The sequence below is a fragment of the Streptomyces sp. BK79 genome, from assembly GCF_044142145.1.
In the GTDB taxonomy this organism is placed as follows: Bacteria; Actinomycetota; Actinomycetes; order Streptomycetales; family Streptomycetaceae; genus Streptomyces.
In genome coordinates, this window is record NZ_JBHVOC010000012.1 from 86,874 (window position 1) to 108,076 (window position 21,203).

At 72.1% G+C, this 21,203-nt stretch carries 15 protein-coding genes and 1 pseudogene; 10 read left to right on the forward strand and 6 right to left on the reverse strand.

Going from position 1 to position 21,203, the window contains the following annotated elements; all coding sequences use genetic code 11:
- Nucleotides 1-493: 493 nt before the first annotated feature.
- From ACFIF2_RS16830 to ACFIF2_RS16855, 6 genes and pseudogenes are all read left to right on the forward strand, one after another.
- A pseudogene (locus ACFIF2_RS16830) lies at nucleotides 494-2,361 on the forward strand (glycogen debranching N-terminal domain-containing protein).
- A gap of 132 nt (nucleotides 2,362-2,493) precedes the next feature.
- A complete protein-coding gene (locus ACFIF2_RS16835) occupies nucleotides 2,494-3,252 on the forward strand; it encodes an NUDIX domain-containing protein (protein ID WP_395573453.1) in 759 nt (252 codons plus the stop codon).
- 93 nt (nucleotides 3,253-3,345) lie between these two features.
- A complete protein-coding gene (locus ACFIF2_RS16840) occupies nucleotides 3,346-5,604 on the forward strand; it encodes an ATP-binding cassette domain-containing protein (protein ID WP_395573454.1) in 2,259 nt (752 codons plus the stop codon).
- Nucleotides 5,605-5,765: 161 nt separating this feature from the next.
- Nucleotides 5,766-6,653 (forward strand): sporulation transcriptional regulator WhiH, encoded by an 888-nt coding sequence (gene whiH / locus ACFIF2_RS16845; protein WP_395573455.1) that lies wholly within the window; start codon nucleotides 5,766-5,768, stop codon nucleotides 6,651-6,653.
- Nucleotides 6,654-7,113: 460 nt separating this feature from the next.
- Entirely contained in the window at nucleotides 7,114-8,646 is a 1,533-nt protein-coding gene (locus ACFIF2_RS16850; protein ID WP_395573456.1) for an RNA polymerase sigma factor, read from the forward strand.
- A gap of 136 nt (nucleotides 8,647-8,782) precedes the next feature.
- Nucleotides 8,783-9,640, forward strand: coding sequence for a S1 family peptidase (locus ACFIF2_RS16855; protein ID WP_395573457.1), 858 nt, complete (start codon nucleotides 8,783-8,785; stop codon nucleotides 9,638-9,640).
- Nucleotides 9,641-9,752: 112 nt separating this feature from the next.
- Here ACFIF2_RS16855 and ACFIF2_RS16860 read toward each other — a convergent pair whose 3' ends face one another.
- Nucleotides 9,753-9,983: a hypothetical protein gene (locus ACFIF2_RS16860; RefSeq protein WP_031035360.1), complete on the reverse strand. Its 231-nt coding sequence runs from the start codon at nucleotides 9,981-9,983 to the stop codon at nucleotides 9,753-9,755.
- A gap of 440 nt (nucleotides 9,984-10,423) precedes the next feature.
- Here ACFIF2_RS16860 and ACFIF2_RS16865 point away from each other — a divergent pair, with 440 nt between their 5' ends.
- From ACFIF2_RS16865 to ACFIF2_RS16875, 3 genes are all read left to right on the forward strand, one after another.
- Nucleotides 10,424-12,547, forward strand: coding sequence for a type IIA DNA topoisomerase subunit B (locus tag ACFIF2_RS16865; RefSeq protein ID WP_395573458.1), 2,124 nt, complete (start codon nucleotides 10,424-10,426; stop codon nucleotides 12,545-12,547).
- A 143-nt stretch (nucleotides 12,548-12,690) separates the two neighbouring features.
- Nucleotides 12,691-13,254 carry a DUF485 domain-containing protein gene (locus tag ACFIF2_RS16870; RefSeq protein WP_395573459.1) on the forward strand — a complete coding sequence of 188 codons (564 nt, stop codon included), beginning with the start codon at nucleotides 12,691-12,693 and terminating at the stop codon, nucleotides 13,252-13,254.
- Nucleotides 13,251-14,843: a cation acetate symporter gene (locus tag ACFIF2_RS16875; protein WP_395573460.1), complete on the forward strand. Its 1,593-nt coding sequence runs from the start codon at nucleotides 13,251-13,253 to the stop codon at nucleotides 14,841-14,843. The genes ACFIF2_RS16870 and ACFIF2_RS16875 overlap by 4 nt, the downstream gene beginning before the upstream one ends.
- Nucleotides 14,844-14,874: 31 nt before the next feature.
- Here the strand turns inward: ACFIF2_RS16875 and ACFIF2_RS16880 are convergent, their stop codons facing one another.
- The 5 genes from ACFIF2_RS16880 to ACFIF2_RS16900 form a co-directional block, all read right to left on the reverse strand.
- The gene (locus ACFIF2_RS16880) at nucleotides 14,875-15,555 is read right to left on the reverse strand and encodes a response regulator (protein WP_395573461.1); all 681 of its coding nucleotides are present in this window, start codon (nucleotides 15,553-15,555) and stop codon (nucleotides 14,875-14,877) included.
- The gene (locus tag ACFIF2_RS16885) at nucleotides 15,552-17,261 is read right to left on the reverse strand and encodes an ATP-binding protein (RefSeq protein ID WP_395573462.1); all 1,710 of its coding nucleotides are present in this window, start codon (nucleotides 17,259-17,261) and stop codon (nucleotides 15,552-15,554) included. Before ACFIF2_RS16885 ends, ACFIF2_RS16880 begins: the two co-directional genes overlap by 4 nt.
- Nucleotides 17,262-17,544: 283 nt before the next feature.
- Nucleotides 17,545-18,489: a sucrase ferredoxin gene (locus tag ACFIF2_RS16890; protein ID WP_395573463.1), complete on the reverse strand. Its 945-nt coding sequence runs from the start codon at nucleotides 18,487-18,489 to the stop codon at nucleotides 17,545-17,547.
- Nucleotides 18,490-18,808: 319 nt separating this feature from the next.
- Nucleotides 18,809-19,045: a hypothetical protein gene (locus tag ACFIF2_RS16895; protein WP_079187841.1), complete on the reverse strand. Its 237-nt coding sequence runs from the start codon at nucleotides 19,043-19,045 to the stop codon at nucleotides 18,809-18,811.
- Between the two features lie 141 nt (nucleotides 19,046-19,186).
- Nucleotides 19,187-19,738, reverse strand: a complete 552-nt coding sequence (locus ACFIF2_RS16900; protein WP_395573464.1) for a DUF6082 family protein — start codon at nucleotides 19,736-19,738, stop codon at nucleotides 19,187-19,189.
- 319 nt (nucleotides 19,739-20,057) lie between these two features.
- On the opposite strand from ACFIF2_RS16900, the gene ACFIF2_RS16905 reads away from it, so the two are divergent.
- The gene (locus ACFIF2_RS16905) at nucleotides 20,058-21,188 is read left to right on the forward strand and encodes a CobW family GTP-binding protein (RefSeq protein ID WP_395573465.1); all 1,131 of its coding nucleotides are present in this window, start codon (nucleotides 20,058-20,060) and stop codon (nucleotides 21,186-21,188) included.
- Nucleotides 21,189-21,203: the final 15 nt, after the last annotated feature.

Below are 21,203 nucleotides of genomic sequence, written 5' to 3' on the forward strand. Positions count from 1 at the left end.
CCGCCACCGCATCGCGCCCCGCCCCGCCCCGCCATGCCATGCCATGCCTGACCGTCCCACCCCGCACCACGCTGTCCCTGACCGGCGACCGGCGACCGGCGACCGGCGATCGGCCCGCGGCGCTCCGTCGCCCGAGGCGCACCGAGAAGAGAGGGAGCTCTTCATGCACCAGCAGCCCCCGTCCTACGCCGGGACGGACACCGCCACCTCCGGCCGGAGGCCCACGCTGCCGTCTCTCACCGGTTCCGTGGCGCCGGTCAGAAGGCACGACCAGAGGCCGGAACAGAACCTCGGCCCGCCGAAGGTCCGCCCTCGGCCGACGCCCTCCCTCCCGGGCCCGGCCCTCCTCGACTCGGCGCCGGACGCGGAGGCGCCCACCCCGCGTGCGGTGCCGGCCGCGACGTCGCACAGGCCCGGGGAACTGCCGCCCACGCACCAGACCCTGATCGGGGTGGCCCTCCCCGGCCTCGTGATCTGCACGGAGCAGGGGCAGTTGACCGGTCTCGGGCTGGAGGGGTTCTACCGCGCGGGGCGACGTCTCCTGTCCCGGTGCCACCTTCGGGTGGCCGGGCGTGAACCGCTTCCGTCGCAGGCCCGGATGGCCGGAGCCGACCGTACGTGCTTCGTGGGCACGCTTCGGACGTCGTCCGCGCCCGGGCCGGATCCGGACGTCGTGGTCGAGCGGATCCGGCAGGCCGACGGTACGGAGCTGATCACGCTGCGCAGTTGGGCGCCCCGCCCGCTGCGCCTGCCGGTCGAGGTGGCCCTCGGCACGGACCTGGCCGACCTGGGGGCGATCGCCGCGGGCAGGGCGGGCCCCGGCCTCCGGGCCGCCGTCCACGACTCGGGCCTGCGCTGGTCCCGCGCCGCCGGCGGGGCGTCGGTCACGGCCGTCCCGGCACCCACCGAGGCGCTGGCCTCCGCAGGACTGCTGAGGTGGGAGTTCGTCCTGCCTCCGCGCGGCAGTGCGACCGTCGAGTTGCGGGTACGGCCGGACGGCGCGGGCCCGGTCCGGTCCGTGGGCCGTACGGCGGCCGATCCGCTGGCGTCCGCGCAGGCCACCGGTGACGATCCCGAGGTCTCCGCCCTTCTGAGGACCAGCATCGAGGACCTGCGGGCCCTGCTGCTGCGCGATCCCGAGCATCCCGCCGACGTCCATGTCGCGGCCGGTGTTCCCTGGCGCTGCGGCCAGGCCCCCGCCGAGGCCCTCGCCGCCGCCCGCATGGCGCTTCCCCTCGGCACCCGGCTCGCCGCGGGCACGCTGCGCGCCCTCGCCCGCACCCAGAACCGGGGCCCCGGGCCTGGAACCGGCCTGATCCCCGGCCCCAGGCGTGACACCGGCCCGCATCTGCCGCCGGGCTGCACCGGCACAGAGGCGACCCTGCTCTTCCCCGTGCTTCTCGCGGAGGCCTGGCGCTGGGGGCTCGGCGAGCGCGAGACGAGTGAGCTGATGCCCGCGGCCGAGCGGTGTCTGACCTGGCTGCGGGCCACCGTCGGGGACGGCACCTATGTGCCCGACCCGTACCCCGACGGACCCTTCCGCTGCGAAACCCAGGCCCACGCCCTGCGGGCCGCCATGCTGGGCGCCGATCTGCTGGAGGCGTTCGGCAGACCGGGCGGTGACGCGCTGCGGCAATGGGCCCGGCACCTGTGCACGGCGTTCCGGCGGGACTTCTGGATCGAGGACCCGGCCGGCGGACGGCCCGCGGCGGCTCGTACTCCGGACGGACGCCTCGTGCCCCACCTGAGCGCGGTGGCCGCCCACCTCCTCGACACGGGACTGCTCGGCGGGGGCACCTTGGCCCCCGGCCTGCTCGATCCCGTCCAGACCGGTCAACTCGCCCGGCTGCTGGGCAACCCGCTCATGGACTCGGGCTGGGGACTGCGCGGACTGGCGGGAAAGGAAGAGGGATACAACCCGCTCGGGCACCGGGCGGGGGCGGTGCGGGTCCATGAGACGGCCATCGCGGTGGCGGGTCTGTTCGCTGCCGGACACGACAAGGAGGCGGGCTCACTGCTGCGCGGCGTACTGGCCGCGGCCGGCACCTTCGGGCACCGGCTGCCGGAGATGTACGCGGGGGAGCAGCGCACCGGCGCGGGCGCTCCGCTGCCGCACCCGGCGGCCTGCCGCCCCGCCGCCACCGCGGCCTCCGCCGGAGTGCTGCTGCTGACCACGCTCGCGGGCATCCGGCCCGATGCCCCCGCCGGAACCGTCACCCTGCGGCCGGTACGCGGCGCGCCCTGGGAGAGCTCGGGCTGACGGGGCTGCGGGTCGCCGGAGAACCCTTCTCGGTGCGGGTCAGCAGACTCGGCCTGGCCATGGTCGAAGAGGCCGCCGACGGACTCCAACTGGGTTCCTGACCTGGCACGACATGTTCTGGCAGGGGGCGCGGCGAGCAGAGGGAGGGACGAACGACCGACAGGCGCGGACCAGCCGCCGAAGCGGCCGGCGAAGGGAGTGTTTATCGTCAGGCAGACGACTATGATCGCCGCATGCCCTACGACCCGTCAGCGTTTCCGCCCTTCGCCGTCACCGTGGACCTGGTCGTACTGACCGTGCGCCGCCACTCCCTGTGCGCGCTGGCGGTGCGCAGGGGCGAGCCGCCGTTCCAGGGGCGCTGGGCCCTGCCCGGCGGTTTCGTACGGGCGGATGAGGACCTGTCGCAGGCGGCGGCGCGGGAACTGGCCGAGGAGACGGGGCTGTGTGTCCATGACCCCGCCGCACCCACCCAGGACACCGGTGCCCACCTGGAGCAGCTCGCGACGTACGGCGACCCCGAGCGCGATCCCCGGATGCGCGTGGTCAGCGTCGCCCACCTCGCCCTGGCCCCCGACCTGCCCGCGCCCCGGGCGGGCGGTGACGCGAGCAACGCGCGCTGGGCACCGGTCGAGGAACTGCTGGAGCAGGCCGGTCACGGCCGGGACGGCGAGCCGGTGTCGCCGCTCGCCTTCGATCACGCCCAGATCCTGGCGGACGGGGTGGAACGAGCCCGCTCCAAGATCGAGTACTCCTCGCTGGCCACCGCCTTCTGCCCGCCCGAGTTCACCGTCGGCGAGTTGCGCCGGGTCTACGAGGCGGTGTGGAGCGTGGCGCTCGATCCGCGCAACTTCCACCGCAAGGTGACGGGTACGCCGGGCTTCCTCGTCCCCACCGGCGGGACGACCACCCGCCAGGGCGGCCGCCCCGCCCAGCTCTTCCGGGCAGGCGGTGCGACTCTCCTCAACCCCCCGATGCTGCGTCCGGAGGTGTGACGCCGGCCCAGGGATCGCTGGGCCGGTCACCCGCGGGCCCGACAGGGCTTGCGATGCCCGAAAAATCGGGTATGGGGCGCTATCTTGCTACGGGTGATCCAGGCCTTCGGACTGACCAGCAATCCCCGCAAAGAGCTTCCGCCCGCCGTCGACGACGTCTCCTTCGAGGCGCGCGCGGGCCGTGTCACCGCACTGCTCGGAGCGTCGGGCGCCGGCAAGACGACGGCGCTCAGACTCATGCTCGAACTGCAACACGGTCGTGGTCTCACCTACTTCAGAGGCCGTCCCCTGCATCGCATCGCCCACCCCTCGCGCGAGGTGGGCGTGCTCCTGGGGGATGTGCCGGGGCACCCGGCCCGCACCGTTCGCGGTCATCTCCGCATGCTGTGCGCGGCGGCCGGGGTCTCCGTCCGGCGGGCCGACGAGGTGCTGGAGGCGGCCGGCCTGGTGAGCCTGCGCGACGAACGCCTCGGCACGCTCTCCCGGGGCATGGACCGGCGCCTCGGGCTGGCCTGCGCCCTGCTCCCCGACCCGCACACCCTGGTGCTCGACGATCCCGCCGGAGCGCTCGACGCCCGCGAGGCCCGTTGGCTCCACGACACGCTGCGCGCTCATGCCGTCCAGGGCGGCACCGTGCTGTTCAGCACGGCGGATCCCAAGGAGGCCGCGCGTTGTGCCGACCACGTGGTCACCCTGGAACGGGGCAGGGTCGTCGCCGATCAGGAGGCGATGGACTTCTCCCGCACGCGGCTGCGGGCCCGTGTCGCCGTCCGCAGCCCGCACGCCGCCCGCCTCGCGGCCCTGCTGACCAAGGAGGCCCGCGCGACCCGCCGTTCCGTCGAGGTCGTACGCGAGGGCGGCAACCGCCTGACCGTGTACGGCAGTACGTGCGCCGAAGTCGGCGACACCGCCTTTCGCCACGGCATCCTCGTGCACCAACTTGCGGACGAGGTGGGGGACATGGGTCCCGGGGCGGGCGTATCGCCCGCGGTACGGCGGCAGGCGGCCCCGGACGGGCGAGAGCCGGACACCCGGAGCTACCCCGCCGCCGATCGCACGGCCGACGACCCGCGACATCCGGGAGGTGCTGCCGTGCCGGGGGATGTTCTGGTGCCTCGGGATGCGGCCGTGCCCGGTGATGACACGGTGACTGGGGATGTTGGCGTGCCGATGGACACGGTCGTCCCTGCGGATGAGGTCGCGCCTGAGGATGCCCCCGCGCCGAGAGATGCCCCCGCGCCTGAGGTGGCCCCCGCGCCCACAACCGCCCGTGCGCCCGGCGACACCATCGCGCCCAGGGAGGACCGGGCCCCCGACACCGTCCCCCAGCCCGACGTCGCACCCGAGTCCGGCAATGCTCCCGAGTCCGACGAAGCTCCCGAGCCTGACGACGTCCCCCAGCCCGAAAGCACCCCCACCTGCAACACCACCCGCACCCCCGCCAAGGCGCCCCACCCCCCGCGCGCACTCACCACCCCCCGCTTCACCCCGCGCCCCCGCCCGCGCGCGGCCCGTACCCCGGACGCGGTGGGCGTCCGGGAAGCGGCGGCAACGTTGCCGCCTCCCATCGCCGTCCGGTCCGCACCCAGCCCGCTGCGTCCGCTGCGCTACGAACTGCGCCGGGCGACCGGCGTCAGGACGGGGTTCGTCACCGGTGCCGTCGTCCTCGTCGTGTCCGCCGTCGCGGCCGTACTCTCGGCCCGGGTCGGGCACACGCCTCAGCCGCGTCTCCTGGCCGCTTGGCCGCGGGAACTGCCGCTGCCGCCGGCGGCACTCGGCGCGGGACTGCTCGGGGCGCTCGCGTTCGGGGACGAGTTCCGTCACCCGGCGCTCGCGGCGGACCGCGGCACCGTGCCCCGCCGGATGGGACTGCTGACCGCCAAACTCCTCGTCTCCGCCGTCACCGCGCTGGTACTGGCCACCCTGACGGTGGGCTGCGACGCCGAAGTGCTCCACCTGTTCTACGGACCGGAGCTCGCCCGGGTTCCCGACGACTGGGCCGCGCTCGGTGCCGGCTGGCTGGGACTCGTCGTCGGATGCGCGTGGTCCGGTCTGCTCGCCGCGGGCGTCTTCCGGTCCACCACGGCCGGGCTCGCCGCCGTGGTGGCCGTTCCGGTCGTCGTCGTACCGCTCGTACAAAGGGTCTGGGAGGGCCCGTCCGTGCGGACCGCCGCCGGCCTGCCCCTGCGGGTGCGGGAGGCGCTTCTGACGACGTGGCCCTTCGGTGGCGAGCGGTATCTGGTCGAGGTGCTGAGAGTGATCGCCCAACCCGTGGGCAGCGCAATGACGTTGTCGCTGACCACTCTGCTCTGCGCATACCTGCTCATGGCCCTGCGCCGCAGGGCCCGGTGACACCCGCCTCGCCCTTACGGTCCGACCGTGTGCGCAACTCCCCGGGGAAAGCCCATTTCTTTCCGATAAGGCGTCAATTGCGACGAGGTGAGCGATCACCCTTTCGTGTGCTTTTCACCAAAGACCTCAAGGGAGTTGGGAACAGCGCCGACAAAGGATGCGTGAGTACCCTTGCGCAGACCATGATGACCGCCGCCCGCTCCGCCGACTCCGGCCTCGCGAACCCGGGCGAACTCGACCGCTACCCCTTCGCCGAGGCGCCCCCCGTCGACCGCGTCGGGGCGCCCGCCTGGGAAGGGGTGGAGCCGGAGCTGGGCCGCGTGGGCCGGCGTACCGCGGGCAGCCGTGGCCGCGGACTGCACGGGCAACTCGTCCAGCAGCTGGGACAGATGATCGTTTCCGGAGACCTGGGTGCCGACCGTCCCCTGGTGCCCGAGGAGATCGGCCAGCGTTTCGAGGTGTCCCGCACCGTCGTCCGCGAGTCGCTGCGCGTCCTGGAGGCCAAGGGCCTGGTCAGCGCGCGTCCGAACGTCGGCACGCGGGTGCGCCCCGTAAGCGACTGGAACCTCCTCGACCCGGACATCATCGAATGGCGCGCCTTCGGGCCGCAGCGCGACGACCAGCGCCGCGAGCTCAGCGAACTGCGCTGGACGATCGAGCCGCTCGCCGCGCGCCTGGCCGCCGGGCACGGGCGCGAGGACATCCAGCAGCGGCTGTCCGACATGGTCGGGATCATGGGCCACGCCATGGCACAGGGCGACGCGCTGACCTTCTCACGGGCCGACGCCGAGTTTCACTCGCTGCTGATCCAGATCGCCGGCAACCGCATGCTGGACCACCTCTCCGGGATCGTCTCCGCCGCCCTCCACGTCTCGGGCGGCCCGGTCACGGGCTGTGACCGGCCGAACGACGTGTCGCTGGCGCAGCACGGCAGGATCGTCGACGCCCTCGCCACGGGGGACGGCGCGGCGGCCGAGGCGGCCATGCGTCAGCTTCTGACCGTCCACCCCGAGGTGGAGCGCGTGGTGCCCGCCCCGCGCGAGCACTGACCGCGATCCGCCCGACCGGCGCGGGCCGGACACGCCAGCCCCCTCCTCTGGCAGTGGCCGGCCGGTTCGCCGCCACCGCGGACCCCGCGGAATCCCTCGCGATTCCGCGGGGTCCGACGGTCTTCTGAGGTGTTCTGACGGTGTTCCGACGGTGCGATGAGAGGCTGCAGGTCCACACTCGGCCGGGATGCGTTCGCCGATGACCTGACTTATCCGTGTCTGACCGGTTTTGAGCGCTTACGGGGTGTGACTCGGGCCACGCGGATTGGGCGTAACGCTCGTGGGAGCAACGCGATGACCTAAGAGGTGACAGCCGCGGAGGGAATACGGACGCCGTTGACGGCGCTGTGCATCTCCTCGGCCCCGCCCGCGCCGTCGGCCCGTTTCCAGGTCGGCGGTCGGCCCCTGTCCGACATGGACGGGGCCGGAAGCCGTTTTCCAACGTTCCGAGAGGTTGTTCGTGTCGGCCAGCACATCCCGTACGCTCCCGCCGGAGATCGCCGAGTCCGTCTCTGTCATGGCGCTCATTGAGCGGGGAAAGGCTGAGGGGCAGATCGCCGGCGACGACGTGCGTCGGGCCTTCGAAGCTGACCAGATTCCGGCCACTCAGTGGAAGAACGTACTGCGCAGCCTCAACCAGATCCTCGAGGAAGAGGGTGTGACGCTGATGGTCAGTGCCGCGGAGCCCAAGCGCACCCGAAAGAGCGTCGCAGCGAAGAGTCCCGCCAAGCGCACCGCCACCAAGGCGGTCGCGGCGAAGACGGTGACCAGCAGGAAGGCCACCGCCCCCGCCACCCCGGCGGCGCCCGCCACCGACCCCGCCGTCGAGGAAGAGGCGCCCGCCAAGAAGGCGGCGGCCAAGAAGACCACCGCCAAGAAGGCGACGGCCAAGAAGACCACCGCCAAGAAGACGGCGGCCAAGAAGACGACCGGTAAGAAGGAAGACGGCGAGCTTCTCGAGGACGAGGCGATCGAGGAGCCGAAGGCCGCGACGGAGGAGCCCGAGGGCACCGAGAACGCGGGCTTCGTGCTGTCCGACGAGGACGAGGACGACGCTCCGGCCCAGCAGGTCGCCGCCGCCGGCGCCACCGCCGACCCGGTCAAGGACTACCTGAAGCAGATCGGCAAGGTCCCCCTGCTCAACGCCGAGCAGGAGGTCGAGCTCGCCAAGCGCATCGAGGCGGGCCTGTTCGCCGAGGACAAGCTGGCGAACGCCGACAAGCTCGCCCCCAAGCTCAAGCGCGAGCTGGAGATCATCGCCGAGGACGGCCGCCGCGCCAAGAACCACCTCCTGGAGGCCAACCTCCGCCTGGTGGTCTCCCTGGCCAAGCGCTACACCGGCCGCGGCATGCTCTTCCTGGACCTCATCCAGGAGGGCAACCTCGGTCTGATCCGCGCGGTGGAGAAGTTCGACTACACCAAGGGCTACAAGTTCTCCACGTACGCCACCTGGTGGATCCGTCAGGCGATCACCCGCGCGATGGCCGACCAGGCCCGCACCATCCGTATCCCGGTGCACATGGTCGAGGTCATCAACAAGCTCGCGCGCGTCCAGCGCCAGATGCTCCAGGACCTGGGCCGCGAGCCCACCCCGGAGGAGCTGGCCAAGGAACTCGACATGACCCCCGAGAAGGTCATCGAGGTCCAGAAGTACGGCCGCGAGCCCATCTCGCTGCACACCCCGCTCGGCGAGGACGGCGACAGCGAGTTCGGCGACCTCATCGAGGACTCCGAGGCGGTCGTCCCGGCCGACGCGGTCAGCTTCACGCTTCTGCAGGAGCAGCTGCACTCCGTCCTCGACACCCTGTCCGAGCGCGAGGCGGGCGTCGTCTCCATGCGCTTCGGTCTCACCGACGGTCAGCCGAAGACCCTCGACGAGATCGGCAAGGTGTACGGCGTGACGCGTGAGCGCATCCGCCAGATCGAGTCGAAGACCATGTCGAAGCTGCGTCACCCCTCGCGCTCCCAGGTGCTGCGCGACTACCTCGACTAGATCGCGGTCGTACGGAGCGACAAGGCCCGGTTCCACCAGGTGGGGAACCGGGCCTTCGCGTTGATCAGCGGGTGCGCGGCACGGCGGGCTGGATCACTCTGGGTGTTCCATCATCATCTCGGAGTGAGGAGCCTGCATGCGTCGCCTCTTTGCCCGGGCACTGGCCCGGCCGCTGGTCCTGGCGGCCGCGGCGACCGCGATACCGCTGGTGTCCGCCGCCCCCGCAACCGCCGACAGCATCGTGGTCGGGGGTTTTCCGGTCGAAGTGTCCGACAGCCCGTGGACCGTCGCCCTCTCCAGCCGTGACCGGTTCGGGGGTACTCGGGCGGGACAGTTCTGCGGGGGAGTGGCGGTCGGCCGCACCACCGTGCTCACGGCGGCCCACTGCCTGGGCGAGGAGGTTCTCGGGTCGCCGCCCGAGCGGGTGCGCGACCTGAGGATCATCGCCGGCCGCACCGACCTGCTGTCCGGAGAGGGGCAGGAGATCCCCGTGCGTGACGTCTGGGTCAACCCGGCGCACGACGACGCGAGCAACGACGGTGACTTCGCGGTGCTCACGCTCTCCGAAGCCCTGCCCGCCGGCTCGGTCATAGGGATGGCCGCGGAGGGCGACCCCGCGTACACCCCGGAGACGGGCGCGCTCGTCTACGGGTGGGGGGACACCTCGGGTGCCGGGGACTACGCGAACGCCCTGCGGGCGGCCCGCGTGCGCGTACTCTCCGACGCGCTGTGCGAGCAGGCGTATCCGGGCAGTGACGACGGCCGCTACCGCGCCGGCACGATGCTCTGCGCCGGGGAGGACGTCGGGGGCCGCGACGCCTGCCAGGGGGACAGCGGGGGGCCGCTGGTCGCCCAGGGGCGGCTCATCGGGCTCGTGTCCTGGGGGAGCGGCTGCGGGCGTCCGGGCAGCCCGGGCGTGTACACACGCGTGTCCTCGGTGCTGCGGACGCTGGGATGGGACGACACCGCCGCGCGGCAGCGCGAGGGCGTCTGAGGGCCACTGAAGGGCTCGCTGACACGAGCACGGGCGGCCGCCTCCGTGGATGCGGAGGCGGCCGCCCGTTCACCGGCCTGTGCCGGTTCGGCTCGTCGTCGGGCGCGTAGTGTCAGCGCTCTTCCTCGGCGGAAGACTCGGGAACGGCCGTGAGCCGCTCCGTCTCGTCCTGTATCTCAGCGGCGATCTTCTTGAGTTCCGGCTCGAACTTGCGCCCGTGGTGGGCGCAGAAGAGCAGTTCTCCGCCGCTCAGCAGGACGACGCGCAGGTAGGCCTGGGCGCCGCAGCGGTCGCAGCGATCGGCGGCCGTCAGCGGGCTTGCGGAAGTCAGAACAGTAGTCACGTCGCCTCTTCTCTAGCTCGACGAGCTGTCGTACCAGGGTCAACATCCAACCAGCCCCAAAACGTTCCCGCTCGTGGCTTTTCCTCGAAAAAACTTTCCGAGGGGCCGGCTGTTGCCGGTTGGCGGCGAATGTGCCGTATTGCGTGTCTGTGTGTCGTACGGGTTCGCGCAGTCGGTCAGTGTCAGTCCCGCCGGCTGGGTTGCCGGTTTGTTCATGAGGACGTGCCCGGAGCCTAAATGGTTCATGCCTCGAAGGGAACGTGATGTGCACTTCACCCCATCGAGGGATCGAACAAGCATGCGACCCTCGACTAGGGTGAGTCCGCGACGAGGGTGGCGTTACAAGGGCTCTACCAGGCATCGGTACCCTCTGACCGGTGAACAGAGCCGCGCCCTTACCCAGCGGGGCCCCATCTGAAATTCAGCGAGGAGCGAACCGCGTGACCGCCGAGACATCCGTGCCGTCCACTGCGCTGCTGGCAGGAGCAGACCGGGACGGGTCCAACTACACCGCGCGGCACCTGCTCGTTCTCGAGGGGCTCGAGGCCGTGCGCAAGCGTCCGGGCATGTACATCGGATCGACCGACAGCCGTGGCCTGATGCACTGCCTGTGGGAGATCATCGACAACTCCGTCGACGAGGCCCTCGGCGGTTACTGCGACCACATCGAGGTGATCCTCCACGACGACGCCTCCGTGGAGGTGCGGGACAACGGCCGGGGCATCCCGGTCGACGTCGAGCCCAAGACCGGCCTGTCCGGTGTCGAGGTCGTCATGACCAAGCTGCACGCCGGCGGCAAGTTCGGCGGCGGCTCCTACGCCGCCTCCGGCGGTCTGCACGGTGTCGGCGCCTCCGTGGTGAACGCCCTGTCCAGCCGCCTGGACATCGAGGTGGACCGCGACGGGAACACGCACGCCATCAGTTTCCGGCGAGGTGTTCCCGGGGCGTTCGCGGGAGCGGGGCCGGACGCCAAGTTCGAGGCGAAGAGCGGACTGCGCAAGGCCAAGAAGATCCCCAAGGCCCGCAGCGGCACGCGCGTGCGGTACTGGGCCGACCGCCAGATCTTCCTCAAGGACGCCAAGCTCTCGCTGGACAACCTGCACCAGCGGGCCCGGCAGACCGCGTTCCTGGTGCCCGGCCTGACCATCGTCGTCCGCGACGAGTACGGGCTCGGCGAGGGCGGCAGCAAGGGCGAGGAGTCCTTCCGCTTCGACGGGGGCATCAGCGAGTTCTGCGAGTTCCTGGCCAGTGACCGGCCCGTCTGCGACGTCCTCCGCTTCAGCGGGCAGGGCAGCTTCAAGGAGACGGTCCCCGTCCTGGACGAGCACGGTCAGATGACGCCCACCGAGGTCACCCGCGACCTGGGCGTCGATGTGGCCATGCGCTGGGGCACCGGATACGACACCACCCTCAAGTCGTTCGTCAACATCATCGCCACGCCCAAGGGCGGCACCCACGTCGCCGGCTTCGAGCAGGCGGTGGCCAAGACGATGAACGAGGTGCTGCGGACCAAGAAGATGCTGCGCGTCGCCGAGGACGACATCGTCAAGGACGACGCACTGGAGGGCCTCACGGCGGTCGTGACGGTCCGCCTGGCCGAGCCGCAGTTCGAGGGCCAGACCAAGGAGGTCCTCGGCACCTCGGCGGCCCGCCGCATCGTGAACAACGTCATCAGCAAGGAACTCAAGGCGTTCCTGACCTCCACCAAGCGCGACGCGGCCCAGCAGGCCCGCGTGGTCATGGAGAAGGCCGTCGCCGCGGCCCGTACGCGGATCGCCGCCCGTCAGCACAAGGACGCCCAGCGCCGCAAGACGGCCCTGGAGTCCTCCTCGCTGCCCGCCAAGCTCGCGGACTGCCGCAGCGACGACGTCGACCGCAGCGAGCTGTTCATCGTCGAGGGCGACTCCGCGCTGGGCACGGCGAAGCTCGCCCGGAACTCCGAGTTCCAGGCGCTGCTGCCGATTCGCGGCAAGATCCTCAACGTCCAGAAGTCGTCCGTGACCGACATGCTGAAGAACGCCGAGTGCGGCGCGATCATCCAGGTCATAGGAGCCGGGTCCGGCCGTACCTTCGACATCGACGCGGCCCGCTACGGCAAGATCATCATGATGACCGACGCCGACGTCGACGGCTCCCACATCCGCACCCTGCTGCTGACCCTGTTCCACCGCTACATGCGGCCCATGGTGGAGGCGGGCCGGGTCTTCGCCGCGGTGCCGCCACTGCACCGCATCGAGCTCGTCCAGCCGAAGAAGGGCCAGGACAAGTACGTCTACACGTACTCGGACCGGGAGCTGCGCGACACCCTCATGGAGTTCCAGAGCAAGGGCGTCCGGTACAAGGACTCCATCCAGCGCTACAAGGGTCTGGGCGAGATGGACGCCGACCAGCTGGCGGAGACGACGATGGACCCGCGCCGCCGGACCCTGCGCCGGATCAACCTGACCGACCTGGACTCCGCCGAGCAGGTCTTCGACCTGCTCATGGGCAACGACGTGGCTCCCCGCAAGGAGTTCATCTCCAGCTCGGCGGCGACGCTGGACCGCTCGCGCATCGACGCGTGAGACCGCACGGCCGCGAGGCCGGGCCCGGGACCGAGATCCCGGGCCCGGCCTCGTGCGCGACATCAGGCGGAACCATCACCTGATGGGGTGAAGTGCGAAGGGAAGAAGAGTCGGGGATCTTCCCGTTCTGTCCATCCTTGGGCATGCAGTCAAGCAACGGTCGCCTCCCCGGCGCGGGGGGCGGTCCCGAAAGCGCGGTCGACCACCGCGACGCCCCGGACCGGCCCTCCGCCGGAGCACCGCTGAGCCCGGAGTACGCAGACCCGTGGTACGACGCCCTCGCCTCCGGCTGGGCCGAGTCGGCCGACGCGGGGATCCCCGGGCCGACGCGGTCCCCGGTGCGCCCGGAGCCGTCGAAGGAGCCGCCCCGGGCCGCGGCCGACGTGTATCTGGAGGTGCAGCGCAGCGCGGCCTTCCAGGAGGTCCGCAGCCGGTACCGCGGGTTCGTCGTGCCGTCGGTCGCCGCCTTCTTCCTGTGGTACGTCGCCTACGTCGTCGCCGCCACGACGGCGCCCGCGCTGATGGCCCGGCCGGTGGCCGGTGCGGTGAACGTGGCGATGGTCGCCGGCCTCGGACAGTTCCTCACCACCTTCCTGCTCACCTGGGCGTACGCCAGGCACGCCCGGCTGCGCCGGGACCGCGCCGCGCTCGAACTGCGGTGGGACACCCAGGAACTGACGCGCGGCGTGCGGGGCGGTGCGTCGTGACGGGCGACCACCAGACGCTGGCCCTGCTCCTGTTCAGCACGTTCGTCGCCGTCACGCTGGCGATCACGACGTGGGTGAGCCGCCACCGGCAGGGTTCGGCGGAGGAGTTCTACGCGGGCGGGCGGCTGTTCTCTCCGATGGAGAATGGTTTTGCCATCGCGGGCGACTACATGTCGGCCGCCTCCTTCCTCGGTATCTCGGGGCTCATTGCGCTCTACGGCTACGACGGCATGCTCTACTCGGTGGGCTTCCTGGTCGCCTGGCTCGTCGTGCTGTTCCTCGTCGCCGAACTGGTGCGCAACTGCGGGCGGTTCACCCTCGCCGACGTCGTGGCGGCACGGATGCGGGAGCGGCCGGTGCGGATCGCGACGGGAACCTCCTCGGTCACCGTGTCCGTCATGTACCTGGTGGCGCAGATGGTGGGCGCGGGCAGCCTGGTCGCGCTGCTGCTCGGCGGCACGACCGACGCCGCGCGGACCTGGACCGTCATCGGCGTCGGCGCCCTCATGGTGATCTACGTGTCGCTGGGCGGGATGCGGGCCACCACCTGGATCCAGATCGTCAAGGCGGTGCTGCTGCTCGGCGGCACGATCGCGCTGACCACCCTGGTCCTGGTGCGCTTCCACGGCGACTTCGACCAGTTGCTGCGCACGGCGGCCGAGCACAGCGGTCACGGCGAGGCGTTCCTCGCGCCGGGGCTGGCGTACGGCGGGGACTGGACCTCGCGCATCGACTTCATCAGTCTGGGGCTCGCCCTGGTGCTGGGCACGGCCGGGCTGCCGCACATCCTGTCCCGCTTCTACACCGTGCCCACCGCCCGGGCGGCGAGGAGGTCCGTCGTCTGGGCGATCGGCCTCATCGGCGGCTTCTACCTGATGACGATCGTCCTCGGGTTCGGCGCCGCGGCCCTGGTCGGACCGGACGCCGTACGGGCGTCGAACGCCGCCGGGAACACGGCGGTGCCGCTGCTCGCCCTCGACCTGGGCGGGGGCGCGGGGTCCACCGGGGGAACGGTGCTGTTCGCGGTCGTCGCCGCCGTCGCGTTCGCCACCATCCTGGCCGTGGTCGCCGGCATCACCCTGGCCTCCTCGGCGTCCGTGGCCCACGACCTGTACGCGTCCCTGCGGCGGCGCCGTGCCGAGCCGCGCAGCGAGGTCGCTGTGGCGCGGATCGCCGCCGTAGGGATCGGCGCCGTCGCGATCGGACTCGGTCTGCTGGCCCGCGACCTGAACGTCGCGTTCCTGGTGGGCCTGGCCTTCGCCGTCGCCGCGTCCGCCAATCTGCCGGTGCTGCTCTACTCGCTGTTCTGGCGCGGGTTCACCACGCGCGGAGCGGTGTGGGCCGTGTACGGCGGCCTCGTCCCGGCCGTGGTGCTCGTGCTGCTGTCGCCGGTGGTGTCGGGCAGCCCGCAGTCCCTGTTCCCCGGCGCCGACTTCCAGTACTTCCCGCTGCAGAACCCCGGCCTGGTCTCGATCCCGCTGGGCTTCCTCGCGGGCTGGCTCGGCACCGTCACCTCGCCAGAGGTACCTGACGAGGCCAAGCACGCCGAGACGGAGGTGCGGTCGCTGACCGGGGCGGGGGCCGTCTAGCCGGTCCGGACGGCGAGGGCCGGGCGGCCGCTCAGGCGCGGGTCGCCCACGTGTAACGGTGCTCCGGGCGGCCCGCGTCGCCGTACTTGAGGGTCAGCCTCGCCCGGCCCGTGCGCTCCAGCAGCTTCAGGTAGCGCTGCGCGGTCTGGCGGCTCACTCCCGTCCGCTCGGCGATCTCCTGGGCGGACAGGGGGCCGTCGGCCTTCATCAGACACTGGCGCACCAGCTCCGCGGTGGTGGGGGAGTGCCCCTTGGGCAGCCCCGGCTCCGACGGCGCCGACAGCGCGCCGAAGATGCGGTCGACCTCCGCCTGCTCCGCCTCACCGCCGCCGTCGAGGGTGCGCCGCAGCTCCGCGTACGCCTCCAGCTTGCCGCGCAGCCCCGCGAAGGCGAACGGCTTGACCAGGTACTGCAGGGCGCCATGGCGCATCGCCGCCTGGACGGTCGACACGTCCCGCGCCGCCGTCACCATGATCACGTCGGTCTGATGACCCCGCCGCCGCATCTCCTGGACCACCTCCAGACCCGTCCGGTCGGGCAGGTAATGGTCCAGCAGGACGAGATCCACCCGGGGCAGCGTCTCCACGCCGCGGAGCGCCTCCAGCGCGCTGTGCGCCTGTCCGGCGACGTGGAAGCCCGGCACCTTCTCGACGTACGCGGCGTTGACCCGCGCGACCCGCGTGTCGTCGTCCACGACCAGGACCTCGATCATCGGGACTCCTCCTCGGCAGCGGTGTTCACAGGGGTGGCGGGGACGGTTGCCGGGGCGGGGGCGGCGCGTACGGGTTCGGGGTCCGGTTCGGCCAGGGCCTCGGGCAGGACGACGGTGAACTCCGCGCCCCCGCCGTGCGCCTCGTCCACGGTGGCGCTGCCACCCTGCCGCTCGGCCAGCCTGCGTACCAGGGACAGCCCGATACCGCGCTGCCGGTGCGCCGGAGGCTCCTTGGTCGACCAGCCCGCCGTGAACACCAGCTCGCGGTGTGCCGCCGGGATGCCGGGCCCCGTGTCCCGCACCCGGAGCGTGGCCGAGCGCCCCTGGGCACGCAACTCGACCTCCACGCGCGCGTGTGGTGTCCCCGCGGCGGCGTCGAGCGCGTTGTCGACCAGGTTGCCGACGATCGTGACCAGCCCCCGGGGATCGACCAGGCGGTCGGGCAGCCGCGTCCGGTCCGACACCCACAGGGCGACCCCGCGTTCCGCCGCGACGGTCGCCTTGCCGACCAGCAGGGCGGCGAGGAGCGGGTCGTTGATCCGCTCGGTGATCTGCTCCGCGGTCACCCGGTGGTCGCCGACCACCTCGCCGACGAACTCCACGGCGTCGTCGTACATCTCCAGTTCGAGCAGCCCCAGCAGGGTGTGCATGCGGTTGGCGTGCTCGTGGTCCTGGGCGCGCAGGGCGTCGATCAGGCCACGCGTGGAGTCCAGCTCCCGGCCGAGCTGCTCCAGCTCGGTGCGGTCGCGCAGGGTGGCGACGGCGCCGCCGTCGTCGGTGGGCATCCGGTTGGCGACCAGGACGCGCTGGCCGCGCACGGTCAGCAGGTCGGTGCCAAAGACCCGGCCGGCCAGGACGTCGGCCGTACGTCCCGCGCCGAGCGCCTCGTCGGGGGAGCGTCCGACCGCCTCGGCGCCGATGCCCAGCAGACGCTGCGCCTCGTCGTTGAGCAGGCGCATCCGGCCGCCGCGGTCCAGGGCGACGACACCTTCCCGGATGCCGTGCAGCATGGCCTCGCGCTCCGCGAGCAGTCCCGCGATGTCCGAGAAGGCCAGGTCGCGCGTCTGCCGCTGCACCCGGCGTGAGATGAGCCAGGCCGCCAGCGCCCCCACGGCCAGCGCGCCGCCGGCGTACGCGAACAGCCCGGGGATGGCGTGGATCAGCCGGGCCCGGACGCTGTCGTACGCGATGCCGACCGAGACCGCGCCGACGATGGTTCCGTCGCCGTCGCCGTCGCCGTCGCGCAGCGGCACCTTGCCGCGTGCGGAGCGGCCCAGGGTGCCGTCGTCGATCTCCATGACCTCGCGGCCGGACAGGGCCTGGCCCGGGTCGGTCGAGACGATCTCGCCGATCCGTGCCGGGTCGGTGTGCGACCACCGCACGCCCTGCCGGTCCATCACGACGACGTACTCCGCCTGGGTGGCCTTCCGGATCCGCTCCGTCTCCCGCTGCACCGGCCCGTCGGGCGCCGGACGGGTGGTCCGCAGGTCCCGTGCCACCTGCGGCTGCTGCGCGGTGGTCTGCGCGATGGCGAGCGCCCGGCGCATCGCCTGGTCGTCCAGCTGGTCGCCGAGCGGCGCCAGGAACAGTCCGGTCGCGAGTACGGCGACCCCCGCGGCGATCGCCAGCTGCATCAGCAGCACCTGCGAGAACACCCGCCGGGGCAGGCCGAGGCGCCGGCGGCGTGCGGGGGGAGTGGAACTCATGCTCATGACGGTACGTGGGCGGGGATGCGTGTCGTAGCGGGGTGTGGCGCGGATCTCCTGGCGGCCGCGCCGCGGACCTCCCGAGGGCCCGCGGCGCGGGTGCGCGCGGCCGGGCCCCAGCCGTCGGCCGCTCCGATGTCGGGGGCCGTGGGGCCGTGGGGCCGTGGCCTCGCGCCCGTCGTCCCGTCGTCGGGGGCCGTGGGCCCGTGGCCTCGGCGCCCGTCGCTCGCGGCGTCGCGGCGTCGCTCCGGCGTCCCGGAGCTGTGTCCTCCGGCCCCGCACGTCAGCTCGCGAGGGCCGCCGTCACCGACAGTTCCCGTACCGCCGTGACCTCCATCCGCGCGGGTGAGCCCAGCACCGACGCCCCGCAGCTCTCCGGTCGCGGCGGCGCGGCGGTGCCCTGCGCGACGGTGACCCGCCAGTGCCGTCCGTCGGCGTGGGCCAGGGTCACCTCCCAGCGCGGTGCGGCACCGTCCGTCCGTACGACGCTCAGCGCCTGGGCCGCCTCCTCGCCGACGGCCGAGCGCACGGCCAGTTCGGCGGCCTGTCCGGGGCGCTCCCACGCGGAGTTCCCGCGGCAGTGCTGGACGACGATCCGGTCCTCCCGCACCCCGTGCAGGATCTCCTTGACGGAGTGCACCTGGACCCGGCCGTAGGCGTAGCCGTGCGGGAGCACCAGGACCGTCGGGGAGAAGCGGTGACCACCCAGGTGGGTGACCTCCCAGACGTCCGCGTCTCCGGACGCGGCGAGCTCGGCCGCCAGTGGCCGGCCGAGGAGGGCGCAGCACCGGTCGCGCTTGCCGTTGGTGCAGACGAGGGCGAGCGGATCACCGAGGTGGGGGCCGCCTTGCAGCACCGAGTCGAAGGAACGCGCATCGCCCTTGCCGAGCGCGGCGAGATCGAGGTCGAGCAACCTGAAGGGGTCGCTGATCGTGGTGCCGTGCAGCCACACGTTTCCCGGCACGGTGTGGGCCGCGTACACCCGGCGCTCGGCGCCGGTGTGGCGGTCCGCGTGGCGTCCGGGCCTGCGGATGAGCGCGACGCGTACGCCCGTACCCTTCACCGCCGCCTCCAGGGCACGCCCCAGTGAGGGTTCCAGGTGGCTCGCGGTGAGCGCCTTGGCGCCCCACGGGCCGGGCTGCTCGAGCAGCAACCAGGTCCTCGCGACGGGCGCGGTGCCCGCGACGGGTTCGTCGAAGTCCCGGGAAGCGGTTGAGCAGGTACTCACAGAGGTGAGCCTAACCTGACTTGCGTCGAGGTGACTTCCAGCCGCGCTCGGGGGCTGCTCCGACCGTGGTGGAGGCGGCCCGGGGCCCGGGTGGAGGGGCGGGCCGGGGGGCAAGGTCGGGCGTGCCCTGGGGCAGGCGGTGGACCGAGTGTGCGAGCGGCCTGGTGCCGATCGGGCGCCAGGCCTCATCGGCGGGGCGTCGAGCGGGGACGGGGTGCCGGGGCTCGACGGGCGGATCGTCCGGCGCGGCGGGCGGTTGCGGGCGGCCGGGGTGGGGCGGGCGACGGGACGGGTCCGGGTGGACGCGTACCCCGCGGGCTCAGGCGTCCGGGATGTCCGCCTTGGCGCGGATCAGGGTCTCCCGGCTGATGACCACGATGCGTTCGTAGTCCGCGCGGGAGGCATCGGCGGGCAGCTCACGCTCGAGCGCCTCCGTGGCCTCCGTGCCGATCACGGCGAAATTGCCGTCGCTCAGCTCGAAGAGATCCGGGCAATTGGCTCCCGAGGTACTGCCACGCGAACTTGGAGGCACACCGATGCGGCGCACGATCTTCAAGGGGTACCGGTCCTTACACAGGGTGGGCACACTGGTCGGCAGAACGTTACTGTGATCAGTGGGACCCGTGTGGCGCGCGGCCGGAAATCACTCGGGAGTATCACTCGCCCGCCCTAGTTGACCTGCGGTCTCTCCGGAAATTCAGGAAGACGGAGGGGTTCCGACCACCCACCACTCGTCGGTGTCGGCCTCGTCCAGATCCTTGATGAGGCCGTCCACCATCGCGCCGATCCGGGTCTCGTCGGAGGTCTCCTTCAGCGTGGCGCGCTGCGCCTTCGACGCTGCCCAGTACTCCCGCATCAACGGTGTCTGGAAGATCTCGCGCAGGCGCCCGAACAGTTCCTCCTGGTCCAGCAGTCCCGCCTCGTAGAGGTGGTAGAGGTTGACGTACCAGGCGTTGGCGTAGAAGAACTGGCGGCGCTTCTGTGCCGGGATGTCCTTGTCGTAGGTGTCGATCACCGCGGCCAGGGACGGGTCGTCGATCGCCCTCGCGAGCAGTTCCCAGTGCATGCGCTGCTGGTGGGCCAGTGTCCGGCGCCGGGAGGCCAGCTCCTCCAGTTCCAGCCGCCTCACCTCGAGGCGCCGTGCCTCCAGCCGTCGCTGCCGCGCGGCCAGAGTCACTCCGGCCGTGGCGAACAGCACCCCCGCCGCGGCGGAGCCGAACCTCCCCGTGACGTTCTTCCGTGTGACCATGTCAACCCCCGAATCAGGCGACCGCCCGCCGGTCGTCGAGTGCGGGTCGGCTGACGGGGACCGGCGAGCGATGGGCGGCGCTTGCCGCCTCCAGAGTGCCGAGCGGCGCTGACCGGCGGGGAGGCGGAGAGGCGGCGCACGGAGGGAAGCGAGGGTCGCACAGTCCGGCGCCATGCAAGACGTCTGCCCAGCAAGCGCCGCTAACAATCGTTCACATCGGGCGGGCCGCGCCGACTCGTATCCTGAGCCGGCAAGTCCGTACGTGGGTGTACGCCCTGCCGAGGGCGGGCGTACGCCTGGGTGAGAGAGAGGTCGCACGGTGGGCCAGCGCCCGACTCCGCAGCAGATTCCGGTCGTCGTACTCGCCGGATTCCTCGGCTCCGGAAAAACCACACTCCTCAATCACCTCCTCCACCGCAGCGGAGGCAGCCGTATCGGCGCCATCGTCAACGACTTCGGCTCGATCGAGATCGACGCGATGGCCGTCGCCGGCGCCCTGGGCGACTCCACCGTCTCGCTCGGCAACGGCTGCCTGTGCTGCGCCGTCGACGCGAGCGAACTCGACGGATACCTGGAGCGGCTGGCCCGCCCCGAGGCAGGCATCGACGTCATCGTCATCGAAGCCAGCGGCCTCGCCGAGCCGCAGGAGCTGGTGCGGATGCTGCTGGCCAGCGAACAGCCCGAGGTCGTCTACGGCGGGCTCGTCGAGGTCGTCGACGCCGCCGAGTTCGACGCCACGCGCGAGAGGCACCCCGAGATCGACCGGCACCTGGCGCTCGCCGACCTGATCGTGGTCAACAAGACCGACCGCGCCCCCGACGCCGAGCGCGTGCTCGCCCTCGTCCACTCGCTCGCGGACGGCGCCGCCGTAGTGCCCGCGACCTACGGCCGCATCGACCCGGAGTTCCTCTACGACTGCCGGCCGAGCGAGGAGCGCGTGGGGCAGCTGTCCTTCGACGACCTGTACGACCACTCCAGGGACGGCGCCCACGCCGAGCACCTGCACGCCGCCTACGACACCCTGTCGTTCGTCTCCGACCTGCCGCTCGACCCGCGCCGGCTCATGAGGTTCCTCGACAGCCGCCCCGAGGGCCTGTACCGGATCAAGGGGTACGTGGACTTCGGTCCCCACGACACGCGGAACCGGTACGCCGTCCACGCCGTGGGGCGTTTCCTGCGCTTCTACCCGGAGCCCTGGGGGCCCGCCGATACCCGCCGCACCCAGCTCGTCCTCATCGGCTCCGGCATCGACGCCGCCGCCCTCGGCCAGGAACTCGACGCCTGCCGCCGGGACGCCGAGGCGCCCGACGCCGACGAGCACGGCATGTGGGGCGTCCTGCGCTACGTGCCCGATCCGGACCCCGGGGAGCGGGCAACCGAGGACCCCGATGGCGAGGACCTCGACGGATGGGACGCGGACGCCGAACCGCCCGCGCCCCAGGAGCCCTAGGGCCTGTCTGACAAT

Bases quoted from the DNA above. Each gene is read 5' to 3' on its own strand.
- ACFIF2_RS16835 (WP_395573453.1), top strand. From the start codon at position 2,494: ATGCCCTACGACCCGTCAGCGTTTCCGCCCTTCGCCGTCACCGTGGAC.
- ACFIF2_RS16855 (WP_395573457.1), top strand. From the start codon at position 8,783: ATGCGTCGCCTCTTTGCCCGGGCACTGGCCCGGCCGCTGGTCCTGGCG.
- ACFIF2_RS16870 (WP_395573459.1), top strand. From the start codon at position 12,691: ATGCAGTCAAGCAACGGTCGCCTCCCCGGCGCGGGGGGCGGTCCCGAA.
- ACFIF2_RS16880 (WP_395573461.1), bottom strand. From the start codon at position 15,555: ATGATCGAGGTCCTGGTCGTGGACGACGACACGCGGGTCGCGCGGGTC.
- ACFIF2_RS16885 (WP_395573462.1), bottom strand. From the start codon at position 17,261: ATGAGTTCCACTCCCCCCGCACGCCGCCGGCGCCTCGGCCTGCCCCGG.
- ACFIF2_RS16900 (WP_395573464.1), bottom strand. From the start codon at position 19,738: ATGGTCACACGGAAGAACGTCACGGGGAGGTTCGGCTCCGCCGCGGCG.